Here is a 15,349-nt window from a genome sequence, read left to right as displayed (position 1 = left end):
GCCGAATACTGCCCCGAGCCAGGAGCCACCGTGAGAATCGCCACTATCACTGCTTTGATCAGCGTAACCTTGGGATCTGCCTTTTTTGCTGCCTGTAGTAGCAGCAGCGGCGGCGGGGGAAACACCGGTGGCAACACCACGGTCGGGGGCTCCGGCGGCGTCGGCACCGGCGGCGCGCCGGTCGGCGGCGCGGGCGGCTCGAGCGGTGGCAGCGGCGCGACGACCAGCGGCGGCGCGGGCGGCGGCACGTCGGCCGGAAGCTGCAAAGGGCAGTGCGGCTCGGCGGATCCTCAGGGCACCGCGCAGTGTTACTGCGACAGCGCCTGCGAAGGGAACAAAGACTGCTGCGCGGACTACGCTACGGAGTGCCCATCCGTGCCGAACCTGCCGCTTCCCGCCGGCTGCGTGAACGCGAACTTCAAGACGCCGTGTAACCCGGTGACCAACGAAGGTTGTACCGGTGCGGAGTCCTGCGACTACGTCAGCGGCGGCGTGAAGTGTTACCCCGACGGCAACACCGAGCCGGCCGACGCGCCCTGCGACACCAAGAACAACAAGTTCTGCGTGCCCAAGTACCACTGCGACGGTGCCAGCGAGGCGCAGCCCATCGGGGTCTGCAAACACTTCTGCTGCGCGGACACGGACTGCGCCGCAGGCGTGAAGTGTGTAGCGGCCAGCGCCAACATCGGCACCCTCGGGGTGTGCGGTGGAACCGTGACACCGACGGACGGCGGGACCGACGGCGGTGGGACCGGTGGCAGCACCGGCGACAGCGGCACGGACGCCGCGACGGACTGACCCGGGCAGCGGGTCTTCCACGGTCAAGGCCGCCCGGGCACCCGCCCGCGGCGGCCTTGCTGCATCCGGAGGGCTCGGAGCCGGCCGCAAACGCCTGGCTCCCAGCGCCCCAGATAAGTCGAACAAAAGCGAGCTATTATGCCCTGGACGCGAATCTCCGCGGGGCGCCGCCCCCGGGGAAATGTCCGCCGGCTCGGCCAGGGTGAGGGAAAAATCATACCCTTCGACGTAGGGTCTTTGGCTGTGGGCATGAAAACTTACTTCACGACTCTCGGGCTCGGCTTGACGCTCCTCGTCACTGGATGCGGCGGAGGCGACGACAACGGTGCTCCGAAGATGGACGTCATCCCGGATCAAATCGCGGCCGTCGGTACCGAGCTGTCCGTCGCCCTCCGGGCTTCAGATCCGGACGGTGACTCGATCACGTTCAGCTACAAGTCGGACCTCGGCAAGATCAGTGATCGCGCCCAGCTGGTCAGCGGCGCGGGCGGGACCGCGGTGTTCAAGTGGGTGCCGATCGGGGCTGACGTCGGGCTGCATGCCTTCGACTTCATCGCGTCGGACGGCAAGGACGAGTCGCGGCGCACCGTTGCCATCGACGTGAAGTCCTCCGCGGGCGGCGCCGGGTCGCCGGTGTTCATCAAACCGCTGGGGACCGGCACTACCCTGGACCTGGGCAGCAAGCAGTGCGTCGACCTGCCCATCGTCATCCAGGACGCCGACAGCACTCAGGTCGAGATCGGACAAGAAGCTCCGCTCATCGACGGCGCAACCCTGGAGCAGACCGACGGCCTGGTCGCGAACTGGCACTGGTGCCCGAGCCCCGAGCAGATCGGCGGCGGGGAGCTGCACTCGCTGCTCTTGTCCGCGACCGATGGCGACAACCCCAAGGTGCTCAAGGACTACCTGGTCGTGCTGCAGAAGGGTTCGAAGAACGACTGCCCCGGGGACGGCCCGGTCATCGGCCACGTGCCCGCGGACAAGTCGACGAACCAGGATCTGGCCATCGTCGCCGACGTGAGCGACGACAAGGGCCTGAAGTTTCCGCCGCTCTTGATGTTCAGCACCAAGGATCCCGGTGCCAATCCCGATCTGGCCGCCATGACCCAGATCACCATGAACCAGGTGTCCGGCGACATGGTCAACGGCAAGTGGTCCGCGAGCATTCCGAACCCGGTCGCCGACTCGCCGCAAGGCGCGACCGCGAAGCTCTATTACCTGATCATCGCCAACGACAACGACGACGCCGAGGGGGACTGCGATCACCAGACTCGCTCGCCGGAGCCGGGCTCCCACAGCATGACGGTGACCAACGCCCCGAGCCCGGGCGCCAAGGAGTGTGACTCGTGCTCCAGCGACACGCAGTGTGGCGGCGCCGCCGACAACTGCATCTTCGTCGCCAGCGCCAAGGTATGTGGCATTGCTTGTCTCGACGACTTCGACTGCCCGCTCTCCCACGAGTGTTCGCCGTCCCCCGTGCTCAGCGTCGGGGGCAAGAACGCCAAGCAGTGTGTCCCCAGCTCCGGCAAGTGCGGCGGAGCCGCGATCCAGTGCACGGACGACTCGTACGAGGACAACGACTCACTGACCGAGGTCAAGACCAAACCGGGCATGCCGCCGGGCACCTATCAACTGAAGAGCTGCCCCGCAGTGGCGACGTCTTTCGACGACGAGGACTGGTACCCCATCGACATCTCGGCCGAGGCCACGGTCACCGGGACACTGAAGGGCGGCACGTCGAGCAACCTCGATCTGATGCTGAAGGACTCGGCGGGCAAGGTCGTGGTGAGCTCGGCCAACACCGGCTCCCAGGAGACCATCACGACGTGCCTCGCGCCGGGCCGGTACTATTTCCACGTCTGGGCCTGGTCCAAGGCGGAGAACTCGTACTCGTTGACCTGGTCCAAGAGCAACGGCTGCGTTCAGCAGTGCGTCGATGACTCGTCCGACACCGGCGGCAAGAACGACGACAACAAGTCCCAGGCCCGAGACGCCGACATCGGCGGCGGTCCGTACAAGTCAGCCAGCCAGCAGATCTGTTCGGCGGACGACGACTGGTTCAAGGTCTTCATGGTCAAGGACGAGACCATCAAGGCGACGCTGAAGTTCACCCAGACCAAGGCCAGCGAGGACCTCGATCTCTACCTGTACGACATCGCGGGCAAACAGCTCACGGTCTGCACCGAGGCCGACCCCTGGACGTGCGACAGCACCAACGGCCAGTCGAGCAGCTCGAACGAGAACCTGTCGTGGAAGATCCCGGTCTCCGGCGACTACTACGTGGTGGTGCACGGGTGGGAGGGCGCCTCCAACAAGTACGACATTTGCATCGACTACACGAGCACGAGCAAGACGACCAACGGATGTCCGCCGCTGTGACAACTGGAAGATGGCGGCGTGTCGTGGTCGCCGCGCTGGCCATTGGCTGGGCAGCGTGTGGCTCGGACGCGTCCAACGCGCCCGCGGGCAAAATAACCGATCTCTTGATCAGCAAGCTCAGTCCCGGTGCCCTCGTCCCGGGCAGTGTGCTGATCGTCGAGGGGAACTTCGTCGATCTCGAGCCGGCGTTCGTGAGACTGACGGGCGCGTTCGACGGCGCGAGCGTGAACGCCATCCTGCCCGCCGAGCTCAAGGGCCTCGGTCGGCTGGAGGTGAAGTGGAACGGCGGCACGAGCATGGGCCTGCCGGGCAACGACGGGCAGTTCGTCGGCCGCGCGCAGGTGAGCGCCAGCGTGCCCGCCGACCCGCGGGAGCACTGGTCCGCGCCGCGGGACGTGAGCTTGACGGTGTCGTCGCGGCTCGAGCCCAAACTCTACGGCGTCGAGGAGGGCATCAAACAGGTCAACGACGCGATCCGCGTCGAGGGCGAGGACTTCCTCTTGGGTGGCACCGAGGGTCGAACGATCGCAATCCTCGAGGGCTGTTTTAAAAAACAGGGTGCCGCCTGTGTCCCCTTCGCAGACGTCGAGATCCCGCTCGCCCCTGAAGCGGTGACCACGGACGTGACCACGCAGCGCAAGATAGCAACCTTCCCCTTTGCGCCGAAGATCGCCGGCATCGAGCCCGGACTCTTCCAGGGCAGCGTGCGGCTGCGCAACGATCACCTGTCCGCCGGCGTCTCCCAGGAGACCGCGCAGATCGCGGTCGACATCCAGCTGGTCGCGAGCACCCTCACGTCGTTCTCGCCGGCCGCGGCCAGCCTCGGGCAATACGTCGAGATCACGGGTGGTGGGTTCGTCGGCAAGAACAAGGACGTCGAGGACTCGACGACCGCCGCGACCCGCGTCCAGCTGGCCGGCACCTTCACGCCGACCGGCGCGCCGCAGGGCAACCCCGTCAACCTCGAGCTCATCACCGAGTTCGTGAACGGCAAGCTCGTGCGTTACGTGCTGAACGAAGAGGACGCGCTCGGTCAGGCTGCGGATCTGCGCAGCGTGACGGGGGTCTTCAAGGGTACGGCCAAACCCATTTCCACCTACGGAGCGCAGTCGGTGGTGGGACCGGAAATCCAGGTCAGTCTCGGCATTGCTTCCGTGAAACAGGTGGTGTGGGTGAACTGGCTGCCGACCTACCGCGGCAGCCTCGAGCACCTGGGGCTTCGGGCCGCCGACCACCGCATCCGCGACCGCATCCTCCAGGCCATCGCGCAGGCGTACCTCGGGGTGAACATCGAGTTCCGGGACGAAGAGCCCCGGGACTTCAAGCTGTTTGCCCAGGTCGATCTGGAAGGTCCCGATCCCAACGGGCTGGGCCTGCTCGGTTACGACAACTCTCCGGGCAAGGACAAAGGCAACGATCGCCTGGCGGACAAGATCGGCGGCGTGAACGCCGTCACCCAGGAGGGCGGCTACCCGGGCTTCGGCGGGGTGTTCATCGACTCGTTGTTCGGCTTCAGCACTCACCCCGGGAAATACGCACAGAAGCTCGAGGTGGCGGATCCGCTGTTCGACAAGATCTTCGATCCGTTCCGACCCGATCGCGGGGGCAAACCGGTGCTGGCGGAAGAGCTCGGCGACGGGGTGCCGACGCTGACGAACGGCGCGGGATGTCCGGCCCCGAAGAGTGACCGCAAGCAGCGCATCGCCTGCGCCATCTGGGTGCTCGGCTCCTTGATCGGTACGACGACCGCCCACGAGGTCGGCCACTCCCTCGGGCTCGCCGATCCCGAAGGGGAGGAATTTCACGATCCGGGCGATGAACCCAATCGTCTGATGGACTCCGGCGGAGCACGTCCCTTCAGCGAACGCGCCGAGCTCGGTGACGGTCCGGGGGTGTTCTGCGACACCGAATACAAGTACCTGAAAGAGATCTTGCCGACGCCGGAGCCGGATCCGCTCGCTTACCGGCCGACCTGCGACTGAGGCATCGCTCCGCGCTCGGTCACAGGCTCTTGATCCAGGCGTCCACCGCAGCCAGGCCCACGCTGTCGACGTCCTCGGTGCCGAGCGGCGGCATCTGGGTCAGCGTGCCTCGCTCGTTCATGCGGATGTGCATGTCACTCTTGCTCGGATCGCCCGGCACGACCCGGGCCTGACCGGTGCTTGGATTCGAAGCGGTGAGGGGTTTGTTGGCGGTGGACAGGTACGTGTCCGTGGTCTTGACCGAGCCGAGGTTGCCGGTCTTCATCCAGAGCTGCATGTCGACCAGCGCGAAGACGAAGCTGGTGTCGTTGTGGCAGATGCCGCAGTTGGCGTGCAGGTAGCCGAGGCCCGCTTGGTCCGCCGCCGAGCCCGGCACCACGAAGTTCCCGCTGGGATTGTTGGTGAGACGGCCCGCGGAGATCAGGCTGGTGAGGTTCTCACCGGCGTTATTGTGCGAGAGCTGGATGGCGGTGAACGACGCCGCGCGGTCCTTCAGCTTGCCGTGGCAGTTCGTGCAGTCGTCGGTCGAGGGAATGTCGTGGGGAGTGCCGGAGGCGTTCTTCACCCCGGCAGGCACCGCGTCGGCGTCCGTCTGCGCGCTGTTCCACTGGTAGGCCATCATCTGCCACTCGGAGTCGGAGACCTTGTGGAGCAGCCGCGTCTCGACGCGGACGCTGTTGCGTGAGAACTCCTTCCACAGCTTGGTGCCCACCGGGTAGACCCAGTAGTCCATGTCACTCGTGTCGATCTTGGCCCCGGCGGGCAGGTACACCCAGCGCTTCTTGGCCGCGCCGTCGGTCCACAGCACGAAGCGCGGCGTGTACTCCTTCACACCCGTCGCCAGGGTGCCCTTGGCCGTGTCCGAGTAGAGCCCGGTGGCCGAGAGTTTGTCGGGGATGCCTCCGTCACTCGTGACGCCGCCACCGCCCGATGCGCCGCTGACTCCGCCAGCGCCTCCACTGCTCCCGGCCGCGCCGCCCGTGGCGCCGCCCTGACCTCCGGACGCGCCGACGCCGCCGCTGCTGCTGCCGCCGCTGCCGCCGGTAGTGCTGCCCCCGGTGCCGGTGCCGCCGGTCCCGGACTTCTTGCTCTCATCATCGGACGAACAGCTGGCCGCCAGGGCAACCAGCGAGAGCACGGAGAACAAGCTCAGGCGCGAATACATCGCCCGAGTCTAGAGCACTTCGCTGAGCCTGGGGAGTGTGCCCATTCTCTGCGCCCGCGCTGCTCTTCTCCGCCCCTCGGGCATTCAGCGACTCGCGGCCCAAGCGCGCTGAGCGTCGATTCCGTGCCGAGCAAAGCGCGGCACGTAGTCGCGGCTGAGTGTGTCATCGAGGACGCGCGCGTACCAGCCCGCCGGCATCAACCCCCAGGCCCTGTCGGCATCCGGGATCTGCTGTTCGTCGCGCGCGGCCCAGGGGGCGTAGGCGCCGCGGATGCGGCTGAACATGCGCGGCAACTCCCGGTCGGCGAGCTCGACGAGCTCCGGGCCGAGCGGACTCTCGCTGAGCCACTCGAGCAGCGCCCAGCCGAAATCGCGGTGGCGCACCTCGTCCTTCAGGATGCGATCGAGAGCGCGCTTGGCGGAGACCACCTGGCACTCTTGTCGGAGCTCCTTGAACAGCCGCACCGCCACCGTCTCACCCAGACAGAAGATGTCCACGCCGTAGCGGAGCACGTCGTGCTCCAGAGGTTCGCCTGGCGTGCGACGGAGAGAGAGCGTCTCGCGATCGATGTGCGGCGGCTCCGTGCCTCCGGCGGCGGTGTAGACCCCATGGCTCAGCTCGGCGTGCACCATCTCGTCGTTCACGATGCGCAGGCCGTCGCGGATCAAGTCCGGCGACGCGCCGATCTGGATCAGCCAGAGGACCAGGTGCTGAGTGAACGAAGCCGAGCGGTACTCGGCTTCGATCCGACGGAGCCACTCGATGCGGGTGCGATCGGATGCTGCGGGCTTCGCGCGGCGGGCGCGGGACTCGGACTTCTTCGCAGCCATGCCGGCCTCGCTTCGGTGCTCTCAGGTCGCTTTGCGCGGTTTGTCGTTGGCCCCGGCCGCAGCGGCGACGATCAACAACAGCGCCGCCAGCAAGCCGGAGACGATCGGTCGCGTAGCGTGGGAGCGTTTCGCCTTCGGGGTGGCGCCGCTGGGCCTGGCTGACGTCGGTGCGGGTTCCGGCGGATCCGGCGGCACGTCCGCCCGGGCCGGCGTCGCGAGTGCGAGCGCGAAGATCACTCCAGCGAGGGCGAGCGTGCGCGAGGCCATGCACTTCACGGGTATTCGGAGCCGTCCCAGCCGTCAAGTCCGAGCGCCGCGCTGACCTCCTGGCGCACGCTGGGGTCGGGGTCTTCGCGTGCGTCTTCGAGCAGCGCCCGGGCGGCATCACCCCCGATTCGGCCGAGCGCCCACGCTGCGTGCCCGCGGACGATGGGGCTCGGGTGACCGCTGAGTGCCCGGCCCAGGGCAGGGACCGTCCCGGCGTCTGCGAGGTTGCCAAGGGCCACGGCCGCGTTGCGTGCCAGCACGTCGCGGCTCACCCGACGCAGCGCGGTGCGGCGCACGAGCTTGCGGTACTCGGCGTTGCCCGCGGCGAGCAAGCGCAAGAGGTCGAGCCCGGACTCGGCAATTCGACCCGCCAGCTCCGGTGACGAGGCGCGCGGCGCCGCGGACGCATCGAAGGGGCAGACCGCCTGACACTCGTCGCAGCCAAAGACGTGGCTGCCCAGCCCCGGCCGGACCTCTGGCGGGATGGCCGCGTGGTGTTCGATGGTCCAGTACGAAATACAACGCCCTGCATCGACGCTGAATGGAGCGGTGATGGCTCCGGTCGGGCAGGCCTCGATGCACAGGCGACAGTCCCCGCAGCCCGGAGCAACGGGGATCTCGGTCGGAGCGAGCTCGAGATCGATCAGCAGCTCGCCCAACAGCACGTTCGTGCCGACGCCGGGCACGATGAGCAGCGTGCTCTTGCCGATGAAGCCGAGCCCGGCGCGCACGGCGAGCTCGCGCTCGAGCAGCGGTGCGCTATCGACGGCGATACGTGCTCTGAGTGTGCGTCCTGACGCGGTGGCGAGCCACTGCGCGAGCACCCGGAGTTTCTCCTTCATCACGAGGTGGTAGTCGGTGCCCCGGGCGTAGGCGGCGACCGCACCGGAGAGCGCCGCTCCCTCCCGTGCGCGCTCGACTCTGCTTGGGGTCGGGTAGACCAGCGCCACCACGACCACCGAGCGGGCGGCGGGAAACACGGCGCGCGGATCGGCGCGCTCCCCACCGCGCAGGTAGTCGAGGCCTGCTTCATGGCCGGCCGCGAGCCAGCTCGCGAGTCGCTCGCGAGCGTCGGGCATCGGAGCGGCGCGGGTGATTCCCAGGCGCACAAAACCCAAGCTGCGGGCTTGCTGTCGCATGGGTTCGAGCAAATCGACCCCGACCAGCGCGGGCTCGGCGCGTGCTCCGGGTTCGTGCTCCGTCACGCCGGGGTCGCTGGTCGTGTCGGGCATGGGCCGATGTTACCCCTCGACAAGCCGGCCTGTACGACAGAACCTCGGGTCATCGATGTCGACGGCGCGTCGCACCGAGCCGGCCTTGCGCCTGCTTCGCCGAGCCGCGGGTCCGCTCTCGGGCTGGCCCGCCAAGAGCGCGCGGGTCGCATTTCTCCTCGGCCGCTACGCAGGGCGCCGGCATCGCATACAGCTCGAGCGACTGCGTGCTCTGGGTCTCGTCGACGCCGTCCCCAACGACGTGCAGCTCACCGTGGGCGCCATCGACATGTTGCGGTTCTGGATCTCGCCCGCCGCCGCCGACTACTACGCGGAACAAGGCATCGACTACACCTTCCATCAGGTCTTGCGCTTCCTCGACGACCCAGCGGGTCTGGGTGATCCGGTCGGATTTTTCAGCGAACGCGACGCCATCATCGGTCACCTGATGCAGGTCGTGCACGCCAACCCCGTGTACGACCTGCAGCTGCTGATGCTTCACGACGCTGGGCTCGATGCCCTCGAGCGTCAGCTCACGGAGATGCTCGACGGAACGCATCCGCGCGCGCATTCGATCTCTGCCATCGTCGAGGAGCCGGACTACCACCAGCGACTGCTCGACTACGTGCGGGTGTTCCGCGCCGATCCGCGCTCGCCTCCGCCGCTGCGCAAGAACATCGAGGGGCGGTTCGACGCTCTGGAGCGCACCTTCGGCTCGCTGCCCGGGGCCATGCGCTATTTCTGTCGCCTGCCCAAGCGCTGGCCGGCGGGCCTGGCCCACCTGCGGCAGGTTCACGGGCTCTTGCCCGAGCTGGCCGAGCCCGAACCGGATTCCGGCGCCGAACCAGCGCCGGGCAAGGAAAAAGCCGGGCGCAGGGAATAGTCCGCAGGCGTTCCGGTTCCCCACGCGGGCCGCTCTTGTGGTAACGCGGGGCCCCCGAGCAGACCGTTCGGGTGTCCGGCAAACGGGCCGGCCTTCAGAGGATCAGTCGTCAGCCGTGATCGAGATCCGCGAGCTTTACAAATACTATGGGGATCGGCGGGCGCTGGGCCCGCTGTCCGCCAACATCGAAAAGGGAGAAATCGTGGGTTTGCTCGGCCTCAACGGCGCGGGCAAGACCACGACACTCCGCGTCTTGGCCTGCGATCTGCTGCCCACCAGCGGCAGTGTGCGGGTGGCAGGGCTCGACGTGGTCGAGACCCCGCACGAGGTGCGCAAGCGCATCGGGTATCTCCCGGACACCCCGCCGGTCTACCCCGAGATGAGCGTCGACGAGTATCTGACGTTCGCCGCCAAGCTGCGCGGCGTGCGCGGAGCCGACGTCGAAAAGCGGGTTGACGAGACCCTCGAGCTGACCGAGACCGGCGACGAACGCGACCGGCCGATCGGCGCGCTCTCGCATGGCTTCCGGCAGCGGGTGGGTATCGCCCAGGCAATCGTCCACCGGCCCGAGCTCGTCGTGCTCGACGAACCCATCAGTGGCCTCGATCCGGTGCAGATCGTCGAGATGCGTGACCTCGTGCGCAGCCTCGGCGGGGAGCACACGGTGGTGGTGTCGAGCCACATCCTGAGCGAGATCCACGAGACCTGCGACCGCATCCTGGTGATCCGGGACGGCGAGATCGTCGCGTCCGGCACCGAGAAGGAGCTGTCCGCGCGCCTGCTCTCCGGCATGCGGCTGTCGCTGGTGCTGAAGGTGGGTGCCGATGGCCGAGAACGCGCGACCCAGCTGATGTCGGGCGTCGCGGGGGTGACCCACGTGGAGCTGCTCGACGACGCCGCAGCGAACGCGGGCCGGGGAGCCGGCGAGCTAGCGAGCTACCGGGTGCTGCTCGCCCACGACACGCGCGACGAGCTGACCCGGGCGGTCGTGCAAGGGGGCTTCGGCCTGCTCGAGATCACCCGCGGCGAGCGTGAGCTCGAGAGTGTCTTCCTGGAGCTCTCCCGCAGCCTCGAGGAGCCCGGCTCGACCAAGAAGAAAAAGAAGAAGAAGGTCCGGCCGCTGGCCGCCGAGCCGGAGGAGCAAGCGTGACCCAAGCCCTGCTGATCGCTCGGCGCGAGCTGAACGCCTACCTCCGCTCCCCCCTCGGTGCCATCGTCATCGCCGGTGCGCTGCTCATCGACGGCATCTACTTCTACTGGAAGGGCCTGACGGAGAAGCTCGTCTCGGCGCAGGTGCTGAGCGAGTTCTTCTATGGTGCCAGCGGCACGACCATGATCGCAGGCATCGTGCTGGCCATGCGCCTGCTGGCTGAAGAGCGCCAGACCGGCACGCTGACCCTGCTCAACACCTCGCCGATCAAAGACGGCGAGATCGTCGCGGGAAAATTCGTGTCGGCCTTCGGGGTGCTCGCGTTGATGACGCTCTTCACGCTCTACATGCCGCTCCTGATCTTCGTCAACGGCAAGGTCAGTGTGGGGCACATCGTGGTGGGCTACGCCGGGCTGCTCTTGCTGGGCGCGGCGTCGCTGGCCATCGGCCTGTTCGCGTCGGCGGTCGCCCGCTCCCAGGTCGTCGCCGCGCTGATCGGCGCGCTGATCTTGGCGCCCATGGTGCTGCTCTGGGCCGTGGCCAAGGCGGTCGATCCACCGCTGAACCGCGTGCTGTCTTCGCTGGCGATCCACCACGAGAACTTCCGCCCATTCATGAACGGGATCTTGCAGCTCAGTGGCGTCGTCTACTACCTGGCCGTGACCTACTTCTTCTTGCTGGCGGCCACCAAGAGCCTGGAGGCACGCCGATGGCGGTGAAGGACGAAGACCGCGAATCGTCGCCGGAAGTCGGCGACGAACACGACGAGCACGACACCGAGGCCGAGCGGAGTGACCCGCCGCCCGCGCCCAAGGCCGAGAGCCGCGAGTCCGCGTCGGACCCGCCGCCCGCTCGCAGCAGTGACGCGCCGGCACCGGCGGTGGACCCCGCGCCCGAGCCGGGTGCGAAGCGTGCGGCTCCGCTCTGGGTCGTGCCGGCTTTCCTGGTGGGCATGTTGCTCGTTTATCTGGGTGAGCACGTGCTCGAACCCATGGCGACCCTGCGCTGGGTCGTGACCTTCGCGGGTCTCGGCGCCGTGAGCGGCGCAACCGCAGTCAGATTCATGCCGCGCTTCCGCATGGGCGGCGAGCGCAGTGACATCGAACGGTTGCTGGGCGCGCTCAGTGTGCTCGGAGTGGCCGCCCTCGCGCTCTATTTCCTGACCAGCGATTGGGGTTGGGAGAAGTCGGGGCTGATTGCGCTCTCGCCCGACACCGGCGAGCGCGTGCGAGGCGTGCTCTCCATCGTCTGGGTCGCCCTGGTCCTGGTCGCCGTCGTGCCGATGGCATTCGCCGAGGCCGCGCTGTTCCCGATGCGACACGCCGAGCGCCCGGAGGCGCGTCGGGTGCGGGCCGCCGCGGTCAGCGGCCTGACGCTGGTGCTCGCGGCCATCTACGGCGCGCTGTTCGTCTACTCGGCCGACAAGGTCGGGACGAAGGTCGACTATTCGTATTTCAAGACCTCGCGTCCCAGCGACTCGACCCGCAAGATCGCCGAGAGCCTGAACGAACCCCTGGAGGTCGTGGCCTTTTTCCCCGAGGTGAACGAGATCCGCTCCGAGGTGCAGAGTTACCTCGGCGAGCTCGGGCGGGGTGTGCCGAACCTCAAGATCGAGATCACCGACCGGCTGCTGGTGCCCAAGCGTGCGAAAAAGCTGAAGGCCACTCAGAACAACGTGATCGTCCTGGCCAAGGGCTCGGTCACCGAGAGCCTGACCATCGGCATCGACGAGAAGAACGCGCGCCCGAAGCTGAAGACCCTGGACCGCGATTTTCAGGAGAAGCTGCTGAAGATCGTGCGCGCTCGGCGCATTGCTTACCTGACTGTCGGGCACGGTGAGCTCAACGATCCGGCGCAGGGCGACGGCGGGGAGCGCGCGGTGCGCATCGCGCGCACGATCCTGCAAAAACAGAACTACCTGATCAAGGATCTGGGACTGTCGCAGGGGCTCGGCAGTGAAGTTCCCGACGACGCGGACGTGGTGCTGTCGCTCGGTCCGACCGAGTCGTTTGCCGACGAGGAGGTCGCCGCGCTCTCGCGCTACGCCAGCCGCGGCGGCAAGCTCTTCGTCGCGCTCGATCCGGAGGGCATGTCCTGGGCGGAGACCGGCAAAGCAGCGACGGGCGATGAAGAGCCGGCGGAGCCAGAGCCGGCGAACCCCGCACCAGCCACGAGCGGGTCTGCGGCAGCGGTCCCACCGGCGCCCTCATCCAAGCCCACGCCGTCCGGAAAACCCGCGCCGAAGCCCGCGCCCGCCGCGCCGTCCGCCAAGCCGGCGCCGTCGGCGACACCGGCGCCTTCGGCGCACCCGGCCGCCTCCGGCTCGGCGCACCCTGGCCCCGCTCCGAAACCGGAAGCGGCGCCGGCTCCCGCCGTCCCGGCGCAGGCGAAGGGCCTGGTCGCCCTCGGTCGCATCGTGGGGATCGAGTTCTCGCCGACCCTGCTCGCGAACGAAAAACAGCACGTGCGCCGGCGCTACAACGACTCGGACCGCACGCTGCTCGTGACCAATCGATTTTCGTCCCACGCCTCGGTGTCGACCCTCAGCCGCAACTCGGCGCGGGCCGCCGTCGCGGTCTTTGGTGCCGGCAGCCTGGAGCGCGCCAGCGGCGCGACCGAGAAGGTCGACTTTGCGCTGCGTACGGCCCTCGGGACCTTTGCGGACGTCAACAAGAACTACCGCGCCGATGCCGACGAAAAACCCGGCACGTTCAACCTGGCAGCGGCCATTACCCGGCCGCGCACCGGCGAGGCGCTCAAGAAGAAGCCCGAGCCGGAGAAGAAGGACGACAAGAAGTCGGACAAGTCCGATCCGGACGAGATGCGGGCCTTCGTGCTCGCCGATGCTGACGCGATCACGGACGTGGTGTTGGCGAACGTCGTGGCCAACCAGGTGCTGTTTGCCGACGCGGTGCGCTGGCTCGGCGGAGAAGAGAGTTTCTCCGGCGAGGTCAACACCGAAGAAGACGTGCGCATCGAGCACACCAAACAGAAAGATCTGGTCTGGTTCTACGCGACCATCTTCGGCGCGCCGGCGCTGGTCCTCGGAGCCGGTCTGGCGTTCTCACGCCGCCGGCGCAAGCAGAGCAAGAAGGCAGGTGCGGCGTGATTTCCTGGAGAGCTCTGTCATGGCACTTGCTGGCGCTCGGTCTGGCTTCGACCGTCGCGCTGGTGGTCTGGACGCGCAAAGACCCGGCCGCCAACCAGAAGGGCGATGTCGAGGTCTGGGGCGGCTCCGCCGAGGGCGTCGAGAAGATCTCCTTCGAAGCGGAGAACCGCTCGGTGCGGCTCGAGCGGCGCAAAGACAGCAACGGGCTCTGGTACGTGGGCAGCGTCGACAAGACCATCGAGGTGAAGCCGCCTTCTCCCCACGGCGACGCCGGCGCAGCCGATGCCGGTCCGAGCGCCGCGCCGAGCGAGAAGAAACAAGAGTCGACCACGTTCGTCAGCGTCGAGCAGGGAAAGAAGCTGGCCGAGAGTGTGGCGCCGCTCTTGGCGGTGCGGCGGCTCGGCAAGGTGGACGACGCCCGGGCCGAGGAGTTCGGCTTCAACAAACCGGAGGGCACGCTCAAGATCACCGTCGACGGTCGGGAGCGGACGCTGATCTTCGGCGGCACCACGCCGGGGGGCGGGGACCGCTACGTCAAGGATGGCAACGGTGAGCTGTGGGCCATCAGCGGCAACGTCGCGCAGAGTGTGCTCTTCGCCGAGTCGCGGCTGGTCGAGCGCAAGCTCCACGGCTACGAGCCGGACGAGCTCAAGAGCGCGAAGATCTCCCGCGGCACCCTGTCGCGCGACGTCGTTCGCCTCGAGGACAAGAAGGACGGCTGGGCCGATGCCCAGACGCCCATGAGCCTGGACGAGACCGCGGGCAACTGGATGACGAAGCTCGATCGCCTGCGAATCGTTGCGTTCGTCGAGAACCCCGGCGCGCAGCTCTCCGCTGAAGCGAGCATCGTGAAGGTCGAGCTCGGCGGCAAAGGGGGTCGCAAGCTCGGCTACCTGGAGCTCTACAAAGCTCCCGGCGAGAACGGCAAGCCGAAGTATCTGGTGAAGACCGAATACACGCGCTGGTACGCCGAGGTGATCAGCAGCGTGGCCGAGCAGGTGGAGCAGGATCTGGGCTCGGTCGTCAAAGCGCCCTGAGCGCGGGCGCTCACCAGCGGTGGAAGGCCGGGTGGCCTTCCTTCACCGAGACGAACACCCCGCGGCAGGTGGCGGTGGTCTTGCCATTCGCCTCGAGGCTGGCTTCGACGACGACCTTGTCCCCCTCGACGGAGACGGCCTTCGCGCGCAGCGACACCGGGGACATCGGTGTGGGTGCACGCAGCTTGACGTGAAACTCCGCCGTGACCGTGCAGGGTGGGTGTTCGAGGGCCTTCGACTGCATCAGGGCGTGGGCCGCCGCCCAGTTGCTGTGGCAGTCGAGCAGTGCCCCCACGATGCCTCCGTTGAGCACGCCGCCGAAGGCCTGATGGTGCGGCTCCGGTGTGAACTCGGCGATCAGCTCGTCGCCCAGCACGCGGCTCTTGATGCGCAGGCCCTTGTCATTGGCGGGCCCGCAGCCGAAACAAAGGTTGTTCGGCGCGTAGCGATCCTGAAGGCTCTCTGACATCGGCGACCAGGGTAGAGTGGGTCGGGCGGACACGCCATGCTCGAAGTGGCGTAGCCAGGCTGCTGCAG

General features: G+C 67.6%; 13 protein-coding genes. 8 read left to right on the top strand and 5 right to left on the bottom strand.

Going from position 1 to position 15,349, the window contains the following annotated elements; translation table 11 throughout:
• Nucleotides 1-30: 30 nt before the first annotated feature.
• The 3 genes from IPI67_22215 to IPI67_22205 all read left to right on the top strand — a co-directional run bounded on the left by IPI67_22215 (nt 31) and on the right by IPI67_22205 (nt 5,159).
• Nucleotides 31-798, top strand: coding sequence for a hypothetical protein (locus tag IPI67_22215; GenBank protein MBK7582897.1), 768 nt, complete (start codon nt 31-33; stop codon nt 796-798).
• Nucleotides 799-1,047: 249 nt separating this feature from the next.
• Nucleotides 1,048-3,177 carry a PPC domain-containing protein gene (locus tag IPI67_22210; protein MBK7582896.1) on the top strand — a complete coding sequence of 710 codons (2,130 nt, stop codon included), beginning with the start codon at nt 1,048-1,050 and terminating at the stop codon, nt 3,175-3,177.
• On the top strand, nt 3,174-5,159 hold the full coding sequence (locus tag IPI67_22205) for a hypothetical protein (GenBank protein ID MBK7582895.1): 1,986 nt from the start codon (nt 3,174-3,176) through the stop codon (nt 5,157-5,159). The genes IPI67_22210 and IPI67_22205 overlap by 4 nt, the downstream gene beginning before the upstream one ends.
• Before the next feature lie 19 nt (nt 5,160-5,178).
• Here IPI67_22205 and IPI67_22200 read toward each other — a convergent pair whose 3' ends face one another.
• The 4 genes from IPI67_22200 to queG all read right to left on the bottom strand — a co-directional run bounded on the left by IPI67_22200 (nt 5,179) and on the right by queG (nt 8,654).
• The gene (locus IPI67_22200) at nt 5,179-6,324 is read right to left on the bottom strand and encodes a hypothetical protein (GenBank protein MBK7582894.1); all 1,146 of its coding nucleotides are present in this window, start codon (nt 6,322-6,324) and stop codon (nt 5,179-5,181) included.
• 84 nt (nt 6,325-6,408) lie between these two features.
• Nucleotides 6,409-7,155, bottom strand: coding sequence for a ferritin-like domain-containing protein (locus tag IPI67_22195; protein ID MBK7582893.1), 747 nt, complete (start codon nt 7,153-7,155; stop codon nt 6,409-6,411).
• 21 nt (nt 7,156-7,176) lie between these two features.
• Entirely contained in the window at nt 7,177-7,422 is a 246-nt protein-coding gene (locus IPI67_22190; GenBank protein ID MBK7582892.1) for a hypothetical protein, read from the bottom strand.
• Nucleotides 7,423-7,427: 5 nt separating this feature from the next.
• A complete protein-coding gene (gene queG, locus IPI67_22185; protein MBK7582891.1) occupies nt 7,428-8,654 on the bottom strand; it encodes a tRNA epoxyqueuosine(34) reductase QueG in 1,227 nt (408 codons plus the stop codon).
• 55 nt (nt 8,655-8,709) lie between these two features.
• Here queG and IPI67_22180 point away from each other — a divergent pair, with 55 nt between their 5' ends.
• From IPI67_22180 to IPI67_22160, 5 genes are all read left to right on the top strand, one after another.
• On the top strand, nt 8,710-9,516 hold the full coding sequence (locus IPI67_22180; protein MBK7582890.1) for a hypothetical protein: 807 nt from the start codon (nt 8,710-8,712) through the stop codon (nt 9,514-9,516).
• 115 nt (nt 9,517-9,631) lie between these two features.
• Nucleotides 9,632-10,666 carry an ABC transporter ATP-binding protein gene (locus IPI67_22175; protein ID MBK7582889.1) on the top strand — a complete coding sequence of 345 codons (1,035 nt, stop codon included), beginning with the start codon at nt 9,632-9,634 and terminating at the stop codon, nt 10,664-10,666.
• The gene (locus tag IPI67_22170; GenBank protein ID MBK7582888.1) at nt 10,663-11,385 is read left to right on the top strand and encodes an ABC transporter permease subunit; all 723 of its coding nucleotides are present in this window, start codon (nt 10,663-10,665) and stop codon (nt 11,383-11,385) included. Before IPI67_22175 ends, IPI67_22170 begins: the two co-directional genes overlap by 4 nt.
• Nucleotides 11,376-13,775, top strand: coding sequence for a Gldg family protein (locus IPI67_22165; protein ID MBK7582887.1), 2,400 nt, complete (start codon nt 11,376-11,378; stop codon nt 13,773-13,775). Before IPI67_22170 ends, IPI67_22165 begins: the two co-directional genes overlap by 10 nt.
• Complete coding sequence (locus IPI67_22160) at nt 13,772-14,812, top strand: DUF4340 domain-containing protein (GenBank protein ID MBK7582886.1); 1,041 nt, start codon at nt 13,772-13,774, stop codon at nt 14,810-14,812. The genes IPI67_22165 and IPI67_22160 overlap by 4 nt, the downstream gene beginning before the upstream one ends.
• Nucleotides 14,813-14,822: 10 nt before the next feature.
• Here IPI67_22160 and IPI67_22155 read toward each other — a convergent pair whose 3' ends face one another.
• Nucleotides 14,823-15,281 (bottom strand): PaaI family thioesterase, encoded by a 459-nt coding sequence (locus IPI67_22155; GenBank protein ID MBK7582885.1) that lies wholly within the window; start codon nt 15,279-15,281, stop codon nt 14,823-14,825.
• Nucleotides 15,282-15,349 lie beyond the last annotated feature (68 nt).

The organism is Myxococcales bacterium (genome assembly GCA_016706225.1).
In the GTDB taxonomy this organism is placed as follows: Bacteria; Myxococcota_A; Polyangia; order Polyangiales; family Polyangiaceae; genus JADJKB01.
This window is presented reverse-complemented; position numbering and strand designations above follow the sequence as displayed.